This window comes from Sphingopyxis sp. (assembly GCF_035686825.1).
GTDB lineage: Bacteria > Pseudomonadota > Alphaproteobacteria > Sphingomonadales > Sphingomonadaceae > Sphingopyxis.
In genome coordinates, this window is record NZ_DASRYZ010000005.1 from 134,596 (window position 1) to 155,632 (window position 21,037).

General features: G+C 60.8%; 18 protein-coding genes. 9 read left to right on the forward strand and 9 right to left on the reverse strand.

The features are described from left to right. Positions 1–141 precede the first annotated feature (141 nt). The 3 genes from VFG17_RS11730 to VFG17_RS11740 are packed head-to-tail and all read right to left on the reverse strand — an operon-like array spanning position 142 to position 5,667. On the reverse strand, positions 142–1,962 hold the full coding sequence (locus VFG17_RS11730; RefSeq protein WP_325029654.1) for a TnsD family Tn7-like transposition protein: 1,821 nt from the start codon (positions 1,960–1,962) through the stop codon (positions 142–144). Then, on the reverse strand, positions 1,956–3,578 hold the full coding sequence (locus VFG17_RS11735) for an ATP-binding protein (RefSeq protein ID WP_325029655.1): 1,623 nt from the start codon (positions 3,576–3,578) through the stop codon (positions 1,956–1,958). Before VFG17_RS11735 ends, VFG17_RS11730 begins: the two co-directional genes overlap by 7 nt. A 4-nt stretch (positions 3,579–3,582) precedes the next feature. Then, positions 3,583–5,667, reverse strand: a complete 2,085-nt coding sequence (locus tag VFG17_RS11740) for a hypothetical protein (RefSeq protein WP_325029656.1) — start codon at positions 5,665–5,667, stop codon at positions 3,583–3,585. A gap of 236 nt (positions 5,668–5,903) precedes the next feature. Here VFG17_RS11740 and VFG17_RS11745 point away from each other — a divergent pair, with 236 nt between their 5' ends. Beyond that, positions 5,904–6,812 carry an IS1595 family transposase gene (locus tag VFG17_RS11745; protein WP_325029657.1) on the forward strand — a complete coding sequence of 303 codons (909 nt, stop codon included), beginning with the start codon at positions 5,904–5,906 and terminating at the stop codon, positions 6,810–6,812. Between the two features lie 391 nt (positions 6,813–7,203). Here the strand turns inward: VFG17_RS11745 and VFG17_RS11750 are convergent, their stop codons facing one another. From VFG17_RS11750 to VFG17_RS11770, 5 genes are all read right to left on the reverse strand, one after another. Further along, positions 7,204–7,704 (reverse strand): hypothetical protein, encoded by a 501-nt coding sequence (locus VFG17_RS11750; protein WP_325029658.1) that lies wholly within the window; start codon positions 7,702–7,704, stop codon positions 7,204–7,206. A gap of 44 nt (positions 7,705–7,748) precedes the next feature. Further along, positions 7,749–8,444 (reverse strand): TnsA endonuclease N-terminal domain-containing protein, encoded by a 696-nt coding sequence (locus VFG17_RS11755; RefSeq protein WP_325029659.1) that lies wholly within the window; start codon positions 8,442–8,444, stop codon positions 7,749–7,751. 1,040 nt (positions 8,445–9,484) lie between these two features. After that, entirely contained in the window at positions 9,485–10,558 is a 1,074-nt protein-coding gene (locus VFG17_RS11760) for a hypothetical protein (RefSeq protein ID WP_325029660.1), read from the reverse strand. 477 nt (positions 10,559–11,035) lie between these two features. Beyond that, complete coding sequence (locus VFG17_RS11765; protein WP_325029661.1) at positions 11,036–11,401, reverse strand: hypothetical protein; 366 nt, start codon at positions 11,399–11,401, stop codon at positions 11,036–11,038. Positions 11,402–11,750: 349 nt separating this feature from the next. Continuing rightward, entirely contained in the window at positions 11,751–12,914 is a 1,164-nt protein-coding gene (locus VFG17_RS11770) for a Gfo/Idh/MocA family oxidoreductase (RefSeq protein WP_325029662.1), read from the reverse strand. 95 nt (positions 12,915–13,009) lie between these two features. On the opposite strand from VFG17_RS11770, the gene VFG17_RS11775 reads away from it, so the two are divergent. Genes VFG17_RS11775 through VFG17_RS11810 form a run of 8 tightly spaced genes read left to right on the forward strand, consistent with a single transcriptional unit; the run spans position 13,010 to position 20,634 of the window. Then, positions 13,010–13,399, forward strand: a complete 390-nt coding sequence (locus VFG17_RS11775) for a c-type cytochrome (protein ID WP_325029663.1) — start codon at positions 13,010–13,012, stop codon at positions 13,397–13,399. Positions 13,400–13,415: 16 nt separating this feature from the next. Next, the gene (locus VFG17_RS11780) at positions 13,416–14,459 is read left to right on the forward strand and encodes a sugar phosphate isomerase/epimerase (RefSeq protein ID WP_325029664.1); all 1,044 of its coding nucleotides are present in this window, start codon (positions 13,416–13,418) and stop codon (positions 14,457–14,459) included. A 42-nt stretch (positions 14,460–14,501) separates the two neighbouring features. Next, a complete protein-coding gene (locus VFG17_RS11785) occupies positions 14,502–15,803 on the forward strand; it encodes an MFS transporter (protein ID WP_325029665.1) in 1,302 nt (433 codons plus the stop codon). Then, on the forward strand, positions 15,800–16,708 hold the full coding sequence (locus VFG17_RS11790; RefSeq protein ID WP_325029666.1) for a hydroxypyruvate isomerase family protein: 909 nt from the start codon (positions 15,800–15,802) through the stop codon (positions 16,706–16,708). Before VFG17_RS11785 ends, VFG17_RS11790 begins: the two co-directional genes overlap by 4 nt. An 11-nt stretch (positions 16,709–16,719) precedes the next feature. Next, a complete protein-coding gene (locus tag VFG17_RS11795; protein WP_325029667.1) occupies positions 16,720–17,544 on the forward strand; it encodes a DUF1080 domain-containing protein in 825 nt (274 codons plus the stop codon). Then, positions 17,541–18,101, forward strand: coding sequence for a gluconate 2-dehydrogenase subunit 3 family protein (locus VFG17_RS11800; RefSeq protein ID WP_325029668.1), 561 nt, complete (start codon positions 17,541–17,543; stop codon positions 18,099–18,101). The genes VFG17_RS11795 and VFG17_RS11800 overlap by 4 nt, the downstream gene beginning before the upstream one ends. Beyond that, entirely contained in the window at positions 18,098–18,937 is an 840-nt protein-coding gene (locus VFG17_RS11805; protein WP_325029669.1) for a sugar phosphate isomerase/epimerase, read from the forward strand. The genes VFG17_RS11800 and VFG17_RS11805 overlap by 4 nt, the downstream gene beginning before the upstream one ends. Before the next feature lie 20 nt (positions 18,938–18,957). Then, positions 18,958–20,634, forward strand: a complete 1,677-nt coding sequence (locus VFG17_RS11810; protein WP_325029670.1) for a GMC family oxidoreductase — start codon at positions 18,958–18,960, stop codon at positions 20,632–20,634. Between the two features lie 69 nt (positions 20,635–20,703). On the opposite strand, the gene trxA is transcribed toward VFG17_RS11810, so the two are convergent. Next, on the reverse strand, positions 20,704–21,024 hold the full coding sequence (trxA, locus tag VFG17_RS11815; RefSeq protein WP_325029671.1) for a thioredoxin TrxA: 321 nt from the start codon (positions 21,022–21,024) through the stop codon (positions 20,704–20,706). Positions 21,025–21,037 lie beyond the last annotated feature (13 nt).

The following is a 21,037-nucleotide window of genomic DNA, read 5'->3' on the forward strand; positions in this document are numbered from 1 at the left end:
TTGAACGCGGGTCCTGCGGCGCTGGAATCATGAAACGGCACGCGCACCTAATTTTGCGCGGCGCAAGGCTTGGGTGCCGCGCCTCAAGGTTGCAAGATTTCTGGTCTCCGAGAGAATCGAAGGTAGCTCGAGTAACGCCCGTCAGGCCTCCAAGTGTCGACGGATTATAGCTTCGGCAATCGGGTTCGCGACTGGCGACACGCGCGCGAGCGCCCGCATGCGGGTTTTACACAGCGGGATCCCCTGCTCGATCATAACCGATGCCGCATTGGTCAGACTGCGCTCATGAAATATTTCAAGGGATTCGGACAAGTCATCGATCAGCGCCCAACTCTCAGGAAGTTTTTCGCGAGAACGCAACCCGATTTGCCGCCAGTTGTCTTCGGCGAGCAACGATCGCGCCGTAATGCGCGCGCGCGGAAATTGCGAAAGCTGTTCCAACGCTCGGCGACGGATGAGGGCAGCGAGCTGCGTGTCCGCCTCTTGCCAGTCTCTCTTGTTTCCGGGCATAAGGGGACCGGGCAAATGGGCCTCGAGCCATTCTGGATCATCGCGTCGCAAACGCCTAATAAGACGACGATTCTTTGAACAGAATTCCGATCGGTTTGCATCCGAATCCCGCGCAAGCCGCGCCTTGAATTTCAATTTTGCTTCGCTCAGGGGAATCCGACTATGCGTCGACGACCGAAGCAAGGAGAGTCCAAGTTCCTGTGCTCGGCTTTGAATGCGCGCCCGGGTGGCGTACAAAAGGCGCTCCATTCCGTAGATCGAAACCTTTGACCGGATTAATTCGCTCAGCCGCTTGTCAAAAAGTCCTCCAAAATGGATCACATCGACTTCATCCGATGCTGCTGTTCGTCGATATCGGTACCCACAATCCGCGCAGTGAAATGCAGCCTTAATCGCTTTTCCATCACGAAATTCGTGCAGGACCATTTTGGTGATGCGCAGTTCGCCGCGGTGATCAGCGAGCGGATTCAGGCACGGCCATGGCCCGTCACCAAAGCTGTGGTCGCTACGCAGAAGATGTGTTTCGCAGCCCTCTAATTCCTCCAAGAAGATCTGAAATAGAATGTGGCGGATGGGGTGCGGCGATCGCGCTTCCTCGACCCATAGAATATGCAGTTTTTTTTTGATCGCATCATCGGGGCACAAACCAGAAATAAAGGGGGCTATGGGTGCCAAATACGCAGCAATCAAGCTTGTCACTCGCGCACTCGTAATTAGGCTGCCGTGCGTGAAGCCCAGGTCTCGTAGACGTCCCCGATAACCTTCCTTGACAATTTCTGGCATATATTGAGCTGGCGGGCGGGAACATAGATCAGCGCTAAATTTTGCGATCTTATAAAGGATATCGAGAGCGGTCGGCTCGATCGATTCTATCGCCGGACTACTTCGGTGTATTATCGAATTTGAAAGCGCGAAACTGGGCTCGTACGGTGAAAGGCCGGTGGCCCGCAGGTCAGACTTCTGCAAAATTGTGCGGTGCGTGGAGCAAACGATCACCCCGGGAAGCTGATGGGATCGGCGCCAGTAGAGATCGGAGTGGTTATCCTGCGCCTCGGCGCAGCACTTGAGGCAAAGTTGAAGATTGGTGGGTGGCTTTATCGTCGACCGAGCTACGCTCAAAGTCTGTGCCACATGCCGATCGTCGCCAGCGGCGAGTTGCGCAAATCCAAGGCGCGCCCTTTCAGGACTCACGAACGACGCATAGTAGTTGTAAGGTGTTGTTTCGTGGATCAATCGCTCCACAGTTAGCCCGCGATCGGGATGTATCCGCTTTGCCGCATGCTCGAGACGGCCTTGCATGCCACTTGGAGAAACAAACCGTTCCTTTCCGAAAATCTCAATACATGCGCGCATGTGGGATAGCCGGAGATCACGCCGGTAGCGTGCGAAGAAGCTATAGAAAGTTTCGTCGGGATAGAGCTCCGGAACGTAGGAAAGGAGCGATGCTACCATGGGAAATCTTGCGATAGCGGCACACAGTGACCTGCCCGCCGCAACGCCTCGTAGGCGCCAAGCTGTTCTGCAGCGGCTTCTGCAACAAGCTGCTGCAACATATTACTGCCAGCATCCTGCTTGCGACGCGAAGTGCGGCGCTGCTTCGCCGGCGCGGCACGAGAACCGTCTAGGAGTTCGGCTGCTCGGCGCAGGAGAGAACCTAGATGCAAATCGCCATTTTCTGTCGAGTTGGCGACAACAGCCTCACTGAGGTCGGATGCCAAACCCATCCTAATCAATGTTTGGCGGGCTTCCTCTTTATCAAGTTGAGGACCGCTAGCGCTTGGCGTCGGCTTACTTGGTCGGCGGGGCACTTCCTTTAGTCGGCTCTTGAATTCGACCTCCATCGATTCATGAAATGCGAGTAGACCGTCAAAGTCCCCCAATGCGTCAAGGTTGCCATTGCGTAGCGCACTCAACAGCGGGGCGATCAACCGAAATTTTTCTGCGGCCACGGATTTGATAAGTTCGACTGTGATCGTTTCATCGGTCAACGCGGCCGACGAATGGTACCGCGCCAGTGCGGTCAGTTGGATTAGCTGGATCTGGCAAAGCATGTAGAGAATGACGACTAGGTCGAGTACGCCCTGCGTTTCTTCATACAGCGCATCCAGTATCTCCGAGGTGAGCTCTGTCCCAGTTGATGTCCACTGCCCGCGCCAAAGCTGCCGCACAAAGTCCGGCCATTCGTCATCATCATTGCTGCCTCGGGCCAAGGGATACCATAAGATCGACCCCAGCCCGGATGCCCGGCGAGCGTTGGAGAACGCACTGTCGAACACCGACGCCGCGCCAAGCGTGCCCACCGTAATGACGGGGACACCTACCGAGTTGACCAAGAGAACAAAAAACTTGGTCACTGCCGATTTGTCCGCCTGTTGCGCCTCACGAAGGTTTTGGATCTCATCGATCACGAGTAGGCCCACCGCGTGGACCGTGAAGAGTTGCTCGATGTCGAGTAAGAGTTCCTCGACCGTATTCCGCCGATAGCCGTATAGTGTACGGTAGCTTGTCGTCTCTAAAGCCTTATCAAGGGCCGACAATATCCTCAGACAGAGTCCACGCAGGTTTCCTCTGTGAGGGCATTCCACATAGAGCCAAACAACCTGAATGACAGTGACAGGTTCTATATGCTGGATCGACTGTTCGATAGACCTCAGAATATGGCGGATGCTATAAGATTTTCCCGTTCCTGAGCAGCCGAGAAAGGCAAATGAGCAGGCCTTGTTGATATGAGAAAGATTCGGGTTGCCATGCTCTCCGTCGCTAAGGCGGGCGAGCACCCCTTGCCGGTATGCGATATGCGCTGGAGTCCCTGGCGTACGCGCCACATATCCTTGGCGCAGCGTCAACATAATGCTCGTGTACAGGGTAAGATGCTGACTTAATGGCGTAAAAAACCGAGCCAGTCTCATAACGGCATGCATGCGGAGCTCTGGCGAAAAATCCCTCTCCCGTTCATCGAACGAGAAGTCTTCGCTTAATCGATCGACAATTTCATCGTACGATAATATATCGGGGAGAGCGCAAATATACCCGTTGTCGTCATATTCGGCCAACCCTTGCTTCCCCATCTGACTATTCCTTTCGGCGGAGCTTGGATAATGCGGGCAGCGCATATCGGTTAACCGGCACCCCAAGTGGGGTGAGTTCAACTGGCGCAGTCGGCATTGATTTTTTTAGACGATCATCATTATTTTTTTCGGCTTTGCGGTTCTCGCGAGCGTCACGGTCGCGTTCAGCAATAGACATGTCAGGGAGCATCGTCGCTGCATGCCGTTGCTCTTCCCGGATGTCCCTAAGCCGCTCGACCAAAGCCAGCCTCCCGTCGAGATCCCGTCGCTTGTGAGCCCGTTCAATTCCTTTAGCTTGAGCAGCCAACATGTTGACTTCATAGCGAGTCATACCTTTATAATCGGCATAAGCAGGCGTGAGCTTGCACGGTATCAATTCTCCGTGCGCACCGCTGGCGTGCCAGTACACTTCATCCACGAATGTTTCTTCGACCGAGAAGCGCTCCTTCCAAACCCCGGTCTGGCGAGCCTTTTCGAACATCCGGCCTCTGAATTTTCGGTCGCACGTGTAGCGAAGACCGAGGACCTCAAACCCAGACTCCGTGACCCTTCCTTCAACGACACGCAACAAGCTCAGGCGCACATCATCATAGTCAAAATGGCGGAGCTGTCCGGATCGATTCCTAATTCCCCAGTTGAACATTTCCAGCGGGATGGCCGGCACTCCGTCGGCGATCATGTCAGGCGGCCGACCATTAAGGTTTATCAACTGGTGACTGTTGTTAAAATAGATGACACTCTGGATCATAGCTTTGGTGAAGCCATCGAGATCATACTCTCCGTCTCGCTTGTGTTTCGGTACCGGGCTCTTCGCCTCCGGGTTGACCCAGCCCTCGACGAAAGGGACAATCTTGACTGGCACCATGTCGAAACGCTTCTCCACGTTCCCTTTTTTGTCGCCTCGGCCAGGCTCAGCGGTCTCCGAAATCACATTGAACCGCGTCAAGAGCAGGTCGATCATTGGCCCTGCAACCTCGCCGCCATCGCCCAAGATAACTTCAGGAAGAAACCCCCCTGGCCATTCGTCTTCCGTAATGGAGATACCGTAGCGCCGGCAAAATTCGACTTTGTTACAGACGACGTTGGCAAGCGCCTGCATCGCCCCAGGCCAAGACGCGAATTCCAGACCTACATACATGCCGACGATTAGCCCGCTAAAAACATCGACAACGAAATAGACGACCGGACGGCCAACAGTGCGACGACTTTTCCGGCTACGCAGTCGGAAATTAGCGATCGTTGCATCAATCTCGAACCGATAACCCGGGCCGAGCGTTTGCGATGTTGAGGAGCCGAGGATAGCACGGCTATCCTTCTCGACGTTCGCACGACCCTCTCGCCTGATCCGGAGAAAATAATGATCATTGTTGCGCCTTAGCGTATCATAAAACTGCTTGTACGACGGGTGAGGGTCAACAACTGCTGGCTTCGTTCCGGCCGCTCGATCCGCGACGCGCCGCGTGAAGTGATCTAGAAGCAATGTCTCATATGCGGCGGTGATCGTACACCGCGGATTGGACTCATATTCTTTCTTGATGACACGCTGGAAGAGCGCTTCGTCCTCGGGGGTGACTATGAAGGTCGGCTCGAATCCTGGACGTCCGAGCGGCCTCAAGCCTGCCACCCTTCGCTCTCCAGGAGCGCCGCAATTTCCATACTCAGGAGTAATCGCTTGTTCGGTCATGCCGCGCTGCCAAAAACGTCGAAGATCACGATAAATGTCGCGCGGCGGTGTCCCGGTTTCAGTGGAGCGGTTCGTGATGAGTGGCCCCCGAAGCTTGGGGATGAATATGGCCGGGACCTGCAATGTTAGCGGCCTCACAATGGCCCAACGCTCAGCGCGCTTTTCGCGCGACTTGATAGAAATCGACGTCTCAACCGGCGGGCTCGCGAACGGATCATGCCCCGCCTCTGTCAGACCGTTCGAATTCAAATATTCTATCTCATCTATCCCAAGAAACTCAGGCAGCGCCTTGGAATTATCTAGGTCGATAGAGTACGCGCCAATCGTCGGGTCAAACCATAAAACGCGGCAAAGCCTTTTCGCCTCTACGAATCGGAAAACTGAGCGTGTGAGCCACGCCGACATCAATATCGCCGTTGATTGATGATCAGTTCGTTCGCAAGAACTGCTAAGGACAGCTTGACATGCGGCTTGCAAGAAATAACGCGTATTCCAATCAAATGTCTAAACAGATACAGCGCCTGACCGGCGGCCCGCCATTCCACATCCAGTCTTGAGCATATTTCTTCAATAGTAAGATGATTATATTTTATCCCGTTTATCCCCTTGACGCATGTATAGGATTGTGCCATTAAGATGGCATGACCAAGAAAAGCCCCTCTGCCAGCCCCGAGTTCAGCGTTCGCGAGTTCTTCCAGCGCTTCCCCGATGACGACGCTTGCCTTGCCCACATCATGCAAGTTCGTTTCGGCGGCACTCGCTTCGACTGCCCCAAGTGCGGCGTCGTTGACTCGACCTTCCACAAGCTGGCGAAGCGCCGCACCTACGTTTGCGCGTCGTGTGGCTATCACGTGAACCCGACCGCCAACACGATCCTGCACGATACGCGCACCCCGCTGGTTAGCTGGTTCTACGCAATGTATCTCTTCTGCACGACGCGCCACGGCGTGAGCGGCAAGGAACTCCAGCGCCAGCTCGGGGTGACCTACAAGACCGCCTATCGCATTGGGCAGCAAATCCGCGATCTCACCGCCAAGGCCCAATCGTTCGACGCGCTGCTCGCCGGTCACGTCGAACTGGACGAAGCCTATGTTGGCGGTCGTCGTTCGGGTGGTAAGCGCGGTCGCGGCGCTCCCGGCAAGACCATCGTCATGGGCCTCGCCAGCCGCGACGGGCAGATGAAGGCCGTTGTCATCCCCGACGTCAAAAAGGACACGCTTCGCAACGTCGTGCTAGACAACGTGGAGCCGGGTTCGGTCGTATCGACCGACGAACTCTACAGCTACAACTTACTGACTGGCGACGGGTTCACCCACGGCGCGGTGAAGCATGGCAAGAAGGAATACGCCCACTACGACTACCGTTCGGGCGAGACGTTCCACGTCAACACCGTGGAAGGCTTCTGGCGGCTGTTTAAAGCGTCGGTCCGCTCGACCCACGTTCAGATTAGCAGCAAGCACATGCAGCGCTATCTGTCGGAGTTCACTTTCCGGGCTTCGAACCGCGAGCGGGTGAACGGGATGTTTGACCTTCTGGTTGGGGCGCTGTGACGCGCCCTGCCATCGCCTCAAATTGATCGCGATCAGCGGGGCCTATGCCATCGGCCTCTGCTTGCTGAATAAATGGCTCTAAGTCGCCGGACGCGAGCGCGTCCGCTAGGGAAATGCGGTCCATGCACTTCGCTATAGACGAGAATCGGCCGATTTGCTAGACGAAGCCTAAGGCGGCTCGCTCACGCGAGCCGCCCCGGCATTTAGATTACGGTAATCTCCGGGCTATATGCCACATTGCGCAACTACCCTCCTTTCTAACGGTTGGGCTGGTGGTTGAAATTAGACCGGCGTTAGCGCGCCAGTCGGTGAAAATGGTGTGGAGCCGGGGGGAATCGAACCCCAGGGGAGACGCTTCCAATCGTTCCTGGCCACCTGACCTCCGGCCCCATCATTGTTCATCCTGAGCTTCCTTAGCTGGCACCCGCTCCTTTAGAGCGACCAACATTCCGTCGCGTTCAAGGTAGGTGTCCTTCATCTCGCTCAGCATCGGCGAGATAGACGACATGGGGATGTCCTCGCCTTTAAGCTCTGAAGCTCGCTCTTGAATCTGATTGGCGTTCAACCAGATCGTATGGGCTGTATCAAGCACCTCCCAGATAAAGGCTTTGTTGGTCCCCGCCTTGAAGGGGTTGCGGATGCTAAAGCCAGCCCCCCCACCCGCGTGGGTTGGGGCACGGTTGGTGGAAATATCAGAACTTGCCGCAATAGCGCGCAAAATAGGCGATCCTTCGGCGCCTTCACCACCAACGCGGCTCATCACCCGCGCGACAGCATCAAGGTCCTCAAGGATGGCGCGCGCTTCAGCGGTCATGCGCTCCGCGTCGCGGATCATGCCTTCGGCGCGCAAGCGCTCGCGGCGAATCACGTCTTGGGTGAGGGTATCGACCATGGCCCCTTATGGACCGCTTGGGCTTGGGAATCAAGCGGCGTTCTTCAAGCCAGAAAATTGGAACAAGGAAGGAACGAAGCGCCTACATGCGTCAAGGGTATAAACGGGTATTTTATAATATCGCCAAGTAACTCTGCCGCCATTTCCGCTAAGGGACGATCGTTAAATTCGACTGCCTTGCCAAGGTCAACGTGCGCGCGCGCAAAATTGACATTATGAAGATGGATTTCGTCAATGTCCTGTTCTGTGATTATCCGCCATTCTTGACCCAGGGCAACCCAGTACCGGCGCTCAACCTCTAGAAGGCCGAGTATAGTCTTTTTCCCCAAATCTGCAGCTTTCCGAACCGAGCGGGCGACCGGGCGACCGGCATTCACCGAGATGAGCAAGTCCGTACAGAACACGAGGGGCGCCTCCGAGTGCTTGTCGAATGGCAGCTTAACGCCAATTTCGCTCGCAATTTTGTGAACAAGCGCTTGGTCTAGCGGGTAGCGTTCGCGAATATCGGTAACATGTGAAGACCAATCGATTAGGGTCACGGCATCACACTCAAGGTCCGAAAATAGCTGATGCAACCTCTGCGACTTCAGGCCGAAAATCTTGCTTTTACGATCATCCGGCACGGTCACCTCGTGCGTCTGCAGCCACGGCTTGTAAGATGCGTGCTCACCCAGCCCTCGGCCCTGCTTTCGAAACCTCGCTGCTCGCGCTTCATCGAAGCCGTGACGAAGGCGTATCATCTCGTCCCCCTGCACTACCCCGGAGCTAGGATGGGGCCTTCCGCACCAACTTTCGCGACAGGCCGACAGTCCAGCACTCATCACGAGGAGTATACGGTATCACGCCGAAATTGGATAGGTTTATTCGTTTTCATTCATGAGTTTTCTATTATAGAACTTTCTGGATATTCATGTTCACTGTAAAGTGATTTATTTTTTATCGAAAATATCCTAAAACTTCCACATTGCTCCTAAAATTCCTCTATTAAATTTGCAGAAGGTGGCAGTGGAGTTAACCCGACGGCGTCGAGAGCAATCCCACTCGCGCTCTCGCAGCATTCGCTTTTCGGCCGGAATTGCTATGTCACGCAGCGCTGCGCGTCTGCGCTACAGGTACGAGTCGCACACTGTTCAGCGAGGCTGACGCCACGAGCGATTGGCTGTAGCCCGTTAGGCACCAGATGTAATGGCTCGGTCGAAAATAGCGGATGAATGAGCAGCGCATGAAACGGCAGAAGGCCGCCTGATCCAGGAAATGACTGACCCGGCACGCTGAGCGCACGGGGCCGCGTAATGGATCGCCGGGATTTCAGATGATCGCATAGGCGTCATCGTCGTCCTAACCCGCAGAGCGGCCGAGATTGGCGTAGAGTGCGCGACCTCCGAAGAGTTCCGGATGGGCCCGCGATAGGCTGATATATTAGTGGCCCGAGACTTCGCCGGTTCGGATCCAGCTACCGCCAACGTCGACTATCCCAGCGCGGACCTAAAGTCGGGCTGACGCTGGACATAGGCAGCCCGGCACGCAGCGACGGGGTGGCAAGCGCCGAAGCGAAGCGGAGTAGCCGAATGGCGGCCCGCGCCAGAAGGGCGCGCCGCCCACCGCCACCGTCGCGTAAAGGCCAGACTAAAAGCGGCTGCAAAGCAGTCTCTATGACGGCCGGAAGGCCACCCGCCAGTCAATCGTTACCCCATGGCCGGTACGCGACACGCGGCCCGGCGGCGCCCGCAGCCGCGGGCGACGTAGAGCGACAGTCGCGCCGCAGGCGAGAGGCGTCAGCTCAGCGGCCGGCGACGATTCGCGCGCGCGTCAGACCATGAACCAGATCGATCATCTGATGCAGTCGATCATCTCCCTCTTCCGTCGACCATGGTTCGACGAGATTCCCGTGCATCACGGAATTGCGGACCTCGTACCAGGTCTGGATGTGCGCCGGCTGCAGTGCCCCGGCTCGCCCGAGGCCGCGCATGAAAGCAAGCACGCTGCGCCGGCTGATCATCCCGAGGTTCGAGAGCATGCGCGCGCGCAAGCCTGCATCTTCCGCCCATCCTTCAATATGCTCCCTCATGGAATCGAGCATATCCTCCGCAAATTCCGACCTACGGTCGTCGTCCGTCATCAGGCTGTTTGCGAGGGCTTCCGCCGTGCCGACGAGGGTCAGGGTCAGCACCCATCGGGATCCGAGCTGGGCGTGCGCAAGCTCGTCATAATAACGAGTCAGCTCTTGCGCTTCGAACGAACCGGCATTTGTGATAAACGACAGAATATCGGCATAGAGTGTCCAGAATTGCTCCGCACGTCCCCGCTCCAGCGCGAAGGGCTGGAGCAGGCCGATCGGCGACGCAGCTTTGTGGCGAGGCGAAGGGCGCAGCCAGACATGCGCCGTTCCATCGCCGAGATTGCGGGCAACCATGCGCGGGTAGATCGGCGTACCCAGCAAGATGCGGAGCGGTTCGGTCAACCAGTTCTCTAGAAACGGGTGTTTCAAATCGTTGGAGGCATCGGCCGTAATCCAGAGCGCGTCGCCCGACGGCTCATAAGAAAAGGCAATCTTCGTCCCCAGAACCTCGACCACATGTTGCCCCGGACCGGAGCTCGACAATATTCTGCGATCGCCAATATGAGCGCTTGTGATCAAGCGCTCGCTCATCGGCAGGTCGATAGGCGGCACAAGCAACAGCTCGACATTGTTCCGCCGAGACACCCAAAATCCGCTCGCGAGCGCCGACAGGGCCTCGATTTCACCGGAGAGCGGCCATCCGCGATCATGATCGGCATAGAAGTCGGCTTGGGTGTAGCCGCCCGCCCATTGCACACCGCGATAATCGGTCGCGAACAGACGAAAGGCATCCAAGGGGTCCTATGGGTTACCTTTTGCCGGTTGAACGCCTGCATCACCTCCCTCAGATCCGCCGCGGGTTCGGCGTGCATGTAGAAGCGCATCTTCGTGTCGCTGATGATCTCGATCCGTCCGGGACCACGGAAGATCGTCCCTTCCGCGTCGCGGCCATGCAATGTCATCTCGGGGCATTCGATCGTCCCGGGGAGACCCGACAGCTTCGTCCGCCAATGGTCGAGCGTGTAAAGGTCGCGGTCGCTGGGAACGAGCTCGGGGCCCGGCAGCGGCGTCTCGACACGCAACCGATCGGCAAGCTTGTTTCGCAGATTATCGAGCCAGCCCATCAATATCCTCTTCCGTCGCCATGTGCGAAATCGCCCCTCTTCCGAAAGAATAGGACGACCTTGGTCGCACGTCTGCGATGCCCAGACCGCGATACCCAAAGGGGGCCTCGCCTTCCAGCTAGGGAACGTCTGCCGGATTTGCGATCGCCTACATCCCCCCACCGGTCGAAGCTTCTCGAGTTCGGCCGCTACCGTACCATCCCGGCGGCTCAGAGTTTGATAATTTAGTCTCCAGATCGAACCAGAACTGCTTGATCGCCGTCGCGAACTCATCGAGCAATTCGGGATCGATCCGCAGCGAGTCGGCCGTTGGAACATGCGGATAAGGTTTGAGATCGACCGGATGATAGTCGGTGGTGCGCCACAGGTCCGGACGCAGACCGTGCAGAATGGATACGGAATTCCCGTTACCATGACGGCAGATATTGCCGATCAGGTGAAGAATGTTGAGCATGGTATTGCTGGGAAAATGATGGAGGCCGATAACGCGCGCCTGGAGAAAAGCCTTTCCCAACGATCTCGACGAGGGGCGCCAGCGTTTGCTCTGAGACCAGTCAACTTTTCCTTACTTGTCGTGCCTCCCCGTGAGGGGTGTCCTGCGAAGAGCGAAAGGAAAAATCCCGTTGCTACCTGACGCCATAGCGAGCGTCGCAGCACCTCATCGGGTATGACGCGTTCACGGCGCGACTATCATTGTGTCGATCGTACGAACGCCTTCGGGCGGCCGTCGATAAACGCTGGAACGACTGACATAAAGCGCGTAGCAGCCCCCAGCCACATCTGCAGACATTGCTGAATTACAAACTTTGCGGAAGCTCAGTTACAAACTTTATTGTCACCGGACAGCTGACGCCGCGCGATCGTCAGTCCGCCAGCGCGGTCCACTTCGCGTCGCCCGACGCATTTTCGACCACCGCTTCGACGAAAGCCATCGTCCGTAATCCGTCGGCGATTCCGGGAAACCAGTCGGCCGCGCCGCGCGGCGGCGGTGCCCCGGTGCCTGCACGCAGCGTGCGGCCGAAGCTGCGATAGAGGTTCGCGAACGCCTCGATATAGCCCTCGGGGTGCCCCGCCGGGGTGCGCAGCCGCGCCATCGCCGAAGGGTCGAGCCCCGGTCCGCCGGCGCGGATCACTTCGGTCGGACGGTCGAGCCAGCGCAATGTCAGGCTGTTCGGCTCCATCTGCGACCATAGGAGGCCGCCTTCCTCGCCATGGATGCGCAGCCGCAGGCCGTTTTCGTCGCCCGCGGCGACCTGGCTGGCCTTGAGCACGCCGCGCGCGCCGCCTTCGAAGCGCAGCAGCGCGGCCACATCGTCGTCGAGGCGGCGCCCCGGAACATGCGTCGTCAGGTCGGCGCTCAGCGATTCGACCGCCAGCCCCGAGACATGCTCGGCGAGCTGGAAGGCGTGCGTCCCGATGTCGCCGAGGCAGCCGCCGAGCCCGGCGCGCGCGGGGTCGGTGCGCCATTCGGCCTGCTTGTTGCCATCGGCGTCGATCGCCCGGCTCAGCCAGCCTTGCGAATATTCGGCCTGCACGAGCCGGATTTTGCCGAAATCGCCGCGCGCGACGCGCACGCGCGCCTCTTCGATCAGCGGATAGCCGCTGTAGGTGAAGGCGAGCCCGTAGAGCTTGCCGCTGCGCGCGACCGCCGCGGCGATCGCGTGCGCCTCGGCCAGATTCAGCGCCATCGGCTTTTCGGACAGCACGTGAAAACCCGCGTCGAGCGCCGCGATCGCCATCGGGGCGTGGAGATGGTTCGGGGTGACGATCGCGAGCGCCTCCATCCGCTCGTCCACGGGAAGCGCCGCTTCCGCGCCAAGCAATTCGTCGACGGTCGCATAGGCGCGGCGCGGATCGAGTCCCAGCGCCCCGGCGCTCCGCCCGTTGCGGTCGGCGTCGGTGCTGAACGCACCGCATACCAATTCATATTCGCTATCGAGCGCGGCGGCCATACGGTGCACCGCACCGATGAAAGCGCCCTCGCCGCCGCCGACCATGCCATAGCGAATTTTCGACCGACCGTTCATCGCATTCCCTCCGCCAGAATTCATAAAATTGTTTGCATTATTCGCTTTCAACCGGTTACATCATCGCACCGGCTGTTGCCAGACGGGAGAGGATAATGAAATTTCTGTTCGCCCTGCCGCTGGCGGGTGCAATATTGATGGCCGCGATGGTCATGCCATCACCGATAGCGCATGCCGGACCGGCCGAAGGAGCGGGCGCGCAGGCCTTTGCCGCGTGCAAGGCCTGCCACACGCTCGAAGCGGGCGGCAAGAGCGTGATGGGCCCCAATCTGCACGGCCTGATGGGCCGGACGGCCGGCACGGTCGCCGGGTTCAACTATAGCCCGGCGCTCAAGGCCTCAAAAATCCGCTGGGATGAAAAGTCGCTCGACGAATATCTCGCCGCGCCGACCAAGAAGGTCCCCGGCACGCGCATGGTCGTCAAAGTGGCCGATCCAGCCCGCCGCGCGGCGCTGATCGCTTATCTCAAGACCGAAACCAAGTGACCGGGAAGGCCATCGCATGAAGGGTCCGGCTGTCTTCCTCGCGCAATTCATGGGCGACGCGGCGCCGTTCGACACTTTGCCTTCGGCGGCGCGCTGGATGGCGGATGCCGGCTATGTCGGCATCCAGATTCCGACCTGGGACAGCCGCTGCATCGATCTCGCCAAGGCCGCCGAGAGTCAGGATTATTGCGACGAGCTCGCCGGCACCTGCCGCGAGGCGGGGGTCGAGATCACCGAGCTGTCGACGCATCTGCAGGGCCAGCTGGTCGCGGTGCACCCCGCCTATGACGCCCAGTTCGACGCCTTCGCGCCCGACGCGCTGAAGGGCAAGCCGGCCGAGCGGCAGCAATGGGCGGTCGAACAGCTCCATCTCGCCGCCAAAGCGAGCCGGCGGCTCGGCCTCAACGCCCATGCGACTTTCTCGGGCGCGCTCGCCTGGCCCTATCTCTATCCCTGGCCGCAGCGCCCCGCGGGACTGGTCGAGGAAGCCTTCGCCGAACTCGCGAAACGCTGGCGGCCGATCCTCGACGCCTTCGACGCCGAGGGCATCGACCTCGCCTATGAGATTCATCCGGGCGAGGACCTCCACGACGGCGTGACCTTCGAACGCTTCCTCGCAGGCGTCGACAATCATCCGCGCGCCAACATCCTCTACGACCCCAGCCATTATGTGCTGCAGGCGCTCGATTACCTCGCCTTCATCGACATTTATCACGAGCGGATCCGCATGTTCCACGTCAAGGACGCGGAGCTCAATCCGACCGGGCGATCGGGGGTCTATGGCGGCTTTCAGGACTGGGTTGATCGCCCCGGTCGCTTCCGCTCGCTGGGCGACGGCCAGGTCGATTTCGGCGGCATCTTCTCGAAGCTCACGCAATATGGCTATGCCGGCTGGGCGGTGCTCGAATGGGAATGCTGCCTGAAGCATCCCGAGGACGGTGCGCGCGAAGGCGCGCCCTTTATCGCCGCGCACATGATCCGCAAGGCCGACAAGGCGTTCGACGATTTCGCGGGCGGCAGCGACCCGGCGCTCAACCGCGCGATGCTGGGGCTCGACTGAAAAGATAACCGACAAAAAAACGACAAGCGGGGAGAGGGACGCATGACCACGACATTGCACAAGGGCCGATTGTTCTGGCTGGGCGTGCTCGCGCTGTTCACCGCCGCGGCGAGCCTCGCGATCCGGGGCGCGATCGCCAGCGGGCTCAAGGCCGAATGGATCGATCCCGTCGCCCCCTTGCAGGCGGGCGAGCTGATCGCCGCCGCGCTTGGTGCCGCCTTCCTCAGCTTCGCGATCACCCTGTTCGTTGCCAGCGCGTTGCTCGACCAGATCGGCATGAAGCGGTGTCTGGCGGGCGCGGGGCTATGCTTCATCCTCGGCCCGTTGATGATCGTCACCGCGGGCCATGTCGCGACCGGCATGACGATCTATTGGCTCGTCTGGGCCGGCATGCTGCTGAGCGGCATCGGCTGGGGGCTGACCGAGGCGGCGATCAATCCGCTGACCGCGCAGCTTTACCCCGAAGACACGACGCACCGGCTCAACGTGCTGCACGCCTGGTTTCCCGGCGGCATCATCGTCGGCGGGCTCGCCGGCTTCTTCCTTTCGGCGACGTTGCCGTGGCAGGGCATCATGGCGCTCGTGATGATCCCCGCCGCCGCTACGGTCGTGATCGCCCTCACCACGACCTTCCCGCCGCCGTTGCGCGAGCAAAGCGGAGTCAGTTTCGGCGAGATGATGGGCGAAGTGTTCCGCCGCCCCAGCTTCTTCATCTGGTTCGGCGCGATGTTCCTGACCGCGGCGTCCGAACTCGCCCCCGGCCAGTGGATCGACGTCGCGCTGTCGAACCGCGTCGGCATGCGCGGCATATTGCTGCTCGTCTACGTCAACGCGCTGATGTTCGTCTTCCGCCATTTCGCGGGGCGGCTCGCCAACAAAATCTCGAACCCCGGGCTGCTCTGGGTATCGAGCCTGCTCGCGGCGATCGGGCTCTTCATGCTGAGCCAGGCGCAGTCGCCGGCGGCGGCGATCCTCGCCTCGACCGTCTGGGGCCTCGGCGTCTGCGTGATGTGGCCGACGATGCTCGCCTCGGTCGCCGAACGCTATCCGCGCGGCGGATCGTGGGCGATGGGGCTGGTCGGATCGGCGGGCGCGCTCGCCAGCTTCTTCGTGCTGCCGCAACTGGGCGCGATGTTCGACCGCGCCAAGATTGAATTCGCCGGCGGTCCCGAAGCGTTCGCGCAGCTCACCGGCGCCGCCAAGCTGGCGGTCGAGGACTCGGCCGCGTCGCTGTCGTTCCAGCGGCTCGCGATCCTGCCCGTCGTCCTGCTCGCGGTGTTCGGCTTCATCTGGCTGCGCGAGCGCGGCAAGTCGCGCGCGGCGCTCGCGGGCGAAGCGGCGTGAATTTTTCACGGCGAACCCTGTTGGCGAGCGGCGTCGCCGCGGCCGCTGCGGCAACCGCGGCGGCCGGCGCGGCGCCATCGAACGCGGCGCGCTTTTCGCTGAAATACGCCCCGCACGAAGGCAGCTTCAAAAGCAGAGGGAGCCGGCTCGAGCAGATCGCCTTTGCCGCCGATCAGGGTTTCACCGCGTGGGAGGATAATGAGGCCGCCGGCCGTTCGGTCGCCGACCAGAGCGCGATGGCGCGCGCGCTGCAACAGCGCGGCATGACGATGGGCGTGTTCGTCGCGAGCATGCCGCGCTGGGGCGATTTCCGGCCGCAGCTCGGCGGCAACGACGATGGCGATCGCGAACGTTTTCTGGCCGATATCCGGGCTTCGGTCGACGTCGCCAAGCGGCTGAATTCCAAACATATGACGATCGTGCCCGGTTTCATGGACCGCAAGTTGCCGGTCGAGATCCAGACCGCGCGCGTGATCGATGTGCTGCGCCGCGCCGCCGAAATCTATGAACCGCACGGCCTCGTCATGGTGATGGAGCCGCTCAACACGCTGGTGAACCATCCCGGCGTCTTCATGTCGACCGTGCCGCAGGGCTATGCGGTCGCGCGCGCGGTGAACAGCCCCGCGATCAAGGTCTTGGCCGACCTCTATCATGAGCAGATTCAGGCGGGGAATTTGATCAACACGCTGGGCAGCTGCTGGGACGAGATCGCCTATATTCAGTTCGGCGACAACCCCGGCCGCAACGAACCGGGAAGCGGCGAGATCAATTATCGCAATATCGTCCGCTGGCTGCGCGCCAAGAATTTCGCGGGCGTGATCGGCATGGAGCACGGCAATTCGGTCGACGGGCGCGCCGGCGAAGAGCGGCTGGTCGCCGCCTATCGCGCGATCGACGCGGCATGAGGGAGAGACAAGTGAAGCGTTTCGCATGGGCCGCCGCCATCGCGGCCGTGGTAGCGGGCAGTCCCGCCGCTGCCGAGGAGAAGCCCGGGTTCAAGGACACGCCGATGCTGCCCGGCGGGAAGTGGCATGTGCATGATTCGGACCGCCCGCATCCGACGGTGGTGACCCCCGGCATGGCTCCCGGCGCTCCGCCCTCCGACGCCATCGTCCTGTTCGACGGCACATCGCTCGACGCGTGGCAGCCGCAGGCGACGCCGTGGACCGTCAAGGACGGCGCGGCGACCTCGGTCCCGCGCGCCGACGGCAAGGGCGAAAATGCGCTGGTCAGCAAGCAAAGCTTCGGCGACGTCCAGCTCCATCTCGAATTCGCCTCGCCCAACCCGCCCGCCAAGACGTCGCAGGATCGCGGCAACAGCGGCATCTGGTTCATGCAGCGCTACGAGCTCCAGATCCTCGACGGCTACCAGAACCCGACCTACGCCGACGGCACCGTCGGGTCGATCTATGCGTGGAAGCCGCCGCTGGTGAACCCGTCGCGGGCGCCCGGCAAATGGCAGAGCTACGACATCATCTTCGAGCGCCCGCGCTTCGGACCCGACGGCAAGCTGCTGCGTCCGGCCTATGTCACCGCCTTCCTCAACGGCGTGCTCGTGCAGAACCGCCAGCCGTGGCTCGGCGGCACGGTGTGGCGCAAGGTCGCCACATATGAGGCGCATGGCGATGCGGCGCCGATCCAGCTTCAGGACCATCATTCCCCGGTCTCGTTCCGCAACATCTGGGTGCGCCCGCTGCCCGAGGCGGCGGCGAGCCATGACTTTGAAGGCGAGGTGAAATGATCATCGACCGCAGAGACGCGCTCGCGGGCATGGCCGCGATGTTCGGCGCCAGCCTGTTCGCGCCGATCGCGCGCGCGGCGGCCACGCAAGTGACGCCGATCAGCAGCGGCCCGCCTTCCTCGCCGGTGTTTACCGCGCAACAGCGCGCGCTGATGACCGCGCTCAGCGAGCGCGTGATGCCGACGACCGACACCCCCGGCGCGATCGCGGCCGGCGTCCCCGAATATATCGAGAAGCTGCTCGCCGATTGGGCCAGCCCCGACGACCGCAAGCCGATCCTCGCCGGGCTCGACGCGATCGAGGCGCGCAGCCGGAGCGATTACAAGGTCGCCGCCGACAAGGCGACGCCGGCGCAGCAGGATGCGCTGCTGACGCTCGCGATGGAAGACAAGCTCCCCGGCGGCGCCGACTTTTTCGACAAGTTCCGCCAGCTCGTGCTCACCGGCTATTTCACCTCGGAGGTCGGGATCACGCAGGAACGCGAATATCTGCCCGTCCCCGGGCGCTACGACGGCGCCTATCCCTATTCCGAGATCAAGAAGGTGTTTTCGTCATGATGATCGGCAGGCGGCAATGGATGGCGGGCGGCGCCGCGCTCGCAGCGACGATCGCCGGGGGACCGCTGATGGCGCGAAGCTCGGGACCGAAGCCGATCGGCATCCAGCTCTATACCGTGCGCGAACTTTTCGCGAAGGACCCGATGGGGACGCTCGAGAAGGTCGCGGCGATCGGCTATCGCGAGGTCGAATATGGCGGCGGCGGTTATGACAAGATGGACCACGCCGCGCTGCGCAAGACAATGGAGCGGCTGGGGCTGACCTCGCCCTCGATCCATGTCGGCTATGAAGCGCTCGCCAGCGACTTCGACGGCGCGGTCGCGATGACCAAGGCGCTCGGCGCCGACACGCTGATCGTCCCCTATATGGGCGAAGCGCACCGCAGCGCCGAAGGCTGGAAGGCCGCGGTCGCCGATTTCAACCGCTATGCCGAGCGGCTCAAAAAGGCCGGGCTGGGCTTCGCCTATCACAATCATGATTTCGAGTTCACGCTGAAGCCGGCCGGCACCAGCCTGTTCGACACGCTGATCGCCGACGCCGACCCGGCGCTCGTCCAGATCGAGCTCGACTTGTTCTGGGCCGTCGCCGCGGGCGAGGACCCCAAGGCGGTCATCCGGCGCCTGGCCGGACGCATCTACGCCTATCATGTCAAGGACCGCACCGCCGAGGGTAAGATGACCAGCGTCGGCAAGGGCGTGATCGATTTCGCCGACATCTTCACGCTCAACGAGATCGCGGGCGTCGAGCATTTCTATGTCGAGAACGACCAGTCGCCCGCGCCCTACCTGCCCGACATCACGACCAGCTTCCAGACGCTCAGCCGCCTTCGCGCCTGACCGATATTCGAGGACAAGACATGACCGACCAGTTCGATGCGATCGTCATCGGTTCCGGAGTCAGCGGCGGATGGGCCGCGAAGGAATTGACCGAAAAGGGCCTCAAGGTGCTGATGCTCGACCGCGGGGTGATGGTCGAGCATGGCGCCGACTATGATTTTGACGGCAGGCCGGCCTATGAAATCCCGGCGCGCGACCGGATGCCCGAACCGCTGATCAAGAGCGATTATTTCATCGCCACCCACGGCTATGTCTCGCCGTCGAACCAGAAATTCTACAACAATGACCGGCTCAACCCCTATGCCTATGGCGAGGGTGAGAAATTCTACTGGATCCGGCCCGGCGCGGTCGGCGGCAAGTCGCTGATCTGGGGACGCTGGAGCTTTCGCTGGAGCCCTGAGGATTTCGAGGCGAACAAGCGCGAGAATGTCGGGATCGACTGGCCGATCCGCTATGAGGATGTCGCGCCCTGGTATGATTATGTCGAAAAATATATCGGGGTGTCGGGATCGCGCGAAAATCTGCCGCAGCTCCCCGACAGCGCCTTTCAGCCGCCGATCCAGATGAACGTCGCCGAGAAATGGGTGAAGGAACGGCTCGAGGCGACGTCGCCCGGGCGCAAGCTGATCAACACGCGCCTGTCGAACATGACCGAGGACAAGGAGGATCAGGGCCGCAGCAAATGCCAGTTCCGCAACCAGTGCGGCCGCGGCTGTTCGTTCGGCGCCTATTTCTCGACGCAGGCGGTCACCCTGCCCGCAGCGCGCGCCACCGGGCGGCTGACGCTGCGTTCGGACGCGGTGGTCTCCAACCTCGAATATGATCCGAAGACCAAGAAAGTCACGGGCGTGCGCGTCGTCGACACCAAAACGAAGCAGGCGGAGGTGATTCCTGCGCGCCTCGTCTTCCTCTGCGCCTCGGCGATGGCCTCGACGCAGATATTGATGAACTCGCGCATCCCGGGAACGGCCAAGAGCCATTTCGACGCCAGCGGCACCCTCGGCCGCTATGTGATGGACCATATCTTCCGCGTCGGCATCTCGGGCGATATTCCGGGGATGACCGACTTTATCGAATATGGCCGCCGTCCGGGCGGCGTCTATGTCCCGCGCTTCCGCAATGTCGGGGGCGAGGAAGGCGTGGGGTTCCGGCGCGGCTATGGCTATCAGGGCAGCGCGCGGCGCGACCCGCTGCCGCCCGAGGGCTTCGGCGCGTCGATGAAGCACGGCATGCGCGGCTATGGGCCGTGGAAATTCGGTATGGGCGCGTTCGGCGAATGCCTGCCCTATGAGGATAATCGCGTCAGCCTGCACGCCGACAAGGTCGACCGTTTCGGCATCCCGCTGATGCGCTTCGACGTCACCTTCCGCGACAATGAAATCCGCATGATGGACGATGCGCGCAGCGAAGGCGAAGCGATGCTGCGCCGGGCGGGCCTCGCCAACGTCACCAGCGGGCGCAGCGAACATGTGCCCGGCGACGCGATCCACGAAATGGGCGGTGCCCGCATGGGATCAGATCCGCGCCAGTCGGTGCTCAACAAATGGGGCCAGGCGCACGACGCCGCCAATCTGTTCGTCACCGACGGCGCCCAGATGGCCTCGATCTCGTGCGTCAACCCGTCGCTCACCTTCATGGCGCTGACCGCGCGCGCCGCCGACCATGCGGTCAAGCAGTTCAAGGCGGGGGCGATCTAGAAAACGTCCCTGCCCGGATCGTCATTCCGGCTTCGCCCGGATGACGATCCGGTAAAGAAGGATCAGACCTTAAAGCGCGCCTTCGAGCCAGCCCTTGAGCGCGCTCTTCGGCGCCGCGCCGACCTTGGTGTCGGCGATCTCGCCATTTTTGAACAGAATCATCGTCGGGATGCCGCGCACGCCATATTTGCTCGGCGCGTCGGGATGATCGTCGATGTTGAGCTTGGCGATCACGACCTTGCCCGCGAGTTCGTCCGAGATTTCCTCGAGCGCCGGGCCGATCATCTTGCACGGGCCGCACCATTCGGCCCAGAAATCGACGAGCACCGGGGTGTCGCTGTCGAGGACGTCGGCCTGAAAGCTCGCGTCGGTAATGGCTTTGCTACCCATAGTCTGAACTCCT

Bases quoted from the DNA above. Each gene is read 5' to 3' on its own strand.
- VFG17_RS11730 (WP_325029654.1), bottom strand. From the start codon at position 1,962: ATGGTAGCATCGCTCCTTTCCTACGTTCCGGAGCTCTATCCCGACGAA.
- VFG17_RS11735 (WP_325029655.1), bottom strand. From the start codon at position 3,578: ATGGGGAAGCAAGGGTTGGCCGAATATGACGACAACGGGTATATTTGC.
- VFG17_RS11740 (WP_325029656.1), bottom strand. From the start codon at position 5,667: ATGTCGGCGTGGCTCACACGCTCAGTTTTCCGATTCGTAGAGGCGAAA.
- VFG17_RS11745 (WP_325029657.1), top strand. From the start codon at position 5,904: ATGACCAAGAAAAGCCCCTCTGCCAGCCCCGAGTTCAGCGTTCGCGAG.
- VFG17_RS11750 (WP_325029658.1), bottom strand. From the start codon at position 7,704: ATGGTCGATACCCTCACCCAAGACGTGATTCGCCGCGAGCGCTTGCGC.
- VFG17_RS11755 (WP_325029659.1), bottom strand. From the start codon at position 8,444: ATGATACGCCTTCGTCACGGCTTCGATGAAGCGCGAGCAGCGAGGTTT.
- VFG17_RS11770 (WP_325029662.1), bottom strand. From the start codon at position 12,914: ATGAACGGTCGGTCGAAAATTCGCTATGGCATGGTCGGCGGCGGCGAG.
- VFG17_RS11775 (WP_325029663.1), top strand. From the start codon at position 13,010: ATGAAATTTCTGTTCGCCCTGCCGCTGGCGGGTGCAATATTGATGGCC.
- VFG17_RS11780 (WP_325029664.1), top strand. From the start codon at position 13,416: ATGAAGGGTCCGGCTGTCTTCCTCGCGCAATTCATGGGCGACGCGGCG.
- VFG17_RS11785 (WP_325029665.1), top strand. From the start codon at position 14,502: ATGACCACGACATTGCACAAGGGCCGATTGTTCTGGCTGGGCGTGCTC.
- VFG17_RS11800 (WP_325029668.1), top strand. From the start codon at position 17,541: ATGATCATCGACCGCAGAGACGCGCTCGCGGGCATGGCCGCGATGTTC.
- VFG17_RS11805 (WP_325029669.1), top strand. From the start codon at position 18,098: ATGATGATCGGCAGGCGGCAATGGATGGCGGGCGGCGCCGCGCTCGCA.
- VFG17_RS11810 (WP_325029670.1), top strand. From the start codon at position 18,958: ATGACCGACCAGTTCGATGCGATCGTCATCGGTTCCGGAGTCAGCGGC.
- trxA (WP_325029671.1), bottom strand. From the start codon at position 21,024: ATGGGTAGCAAAGCCATTACCGACGCGAGCTTTCAGGCCGACGTCCTC.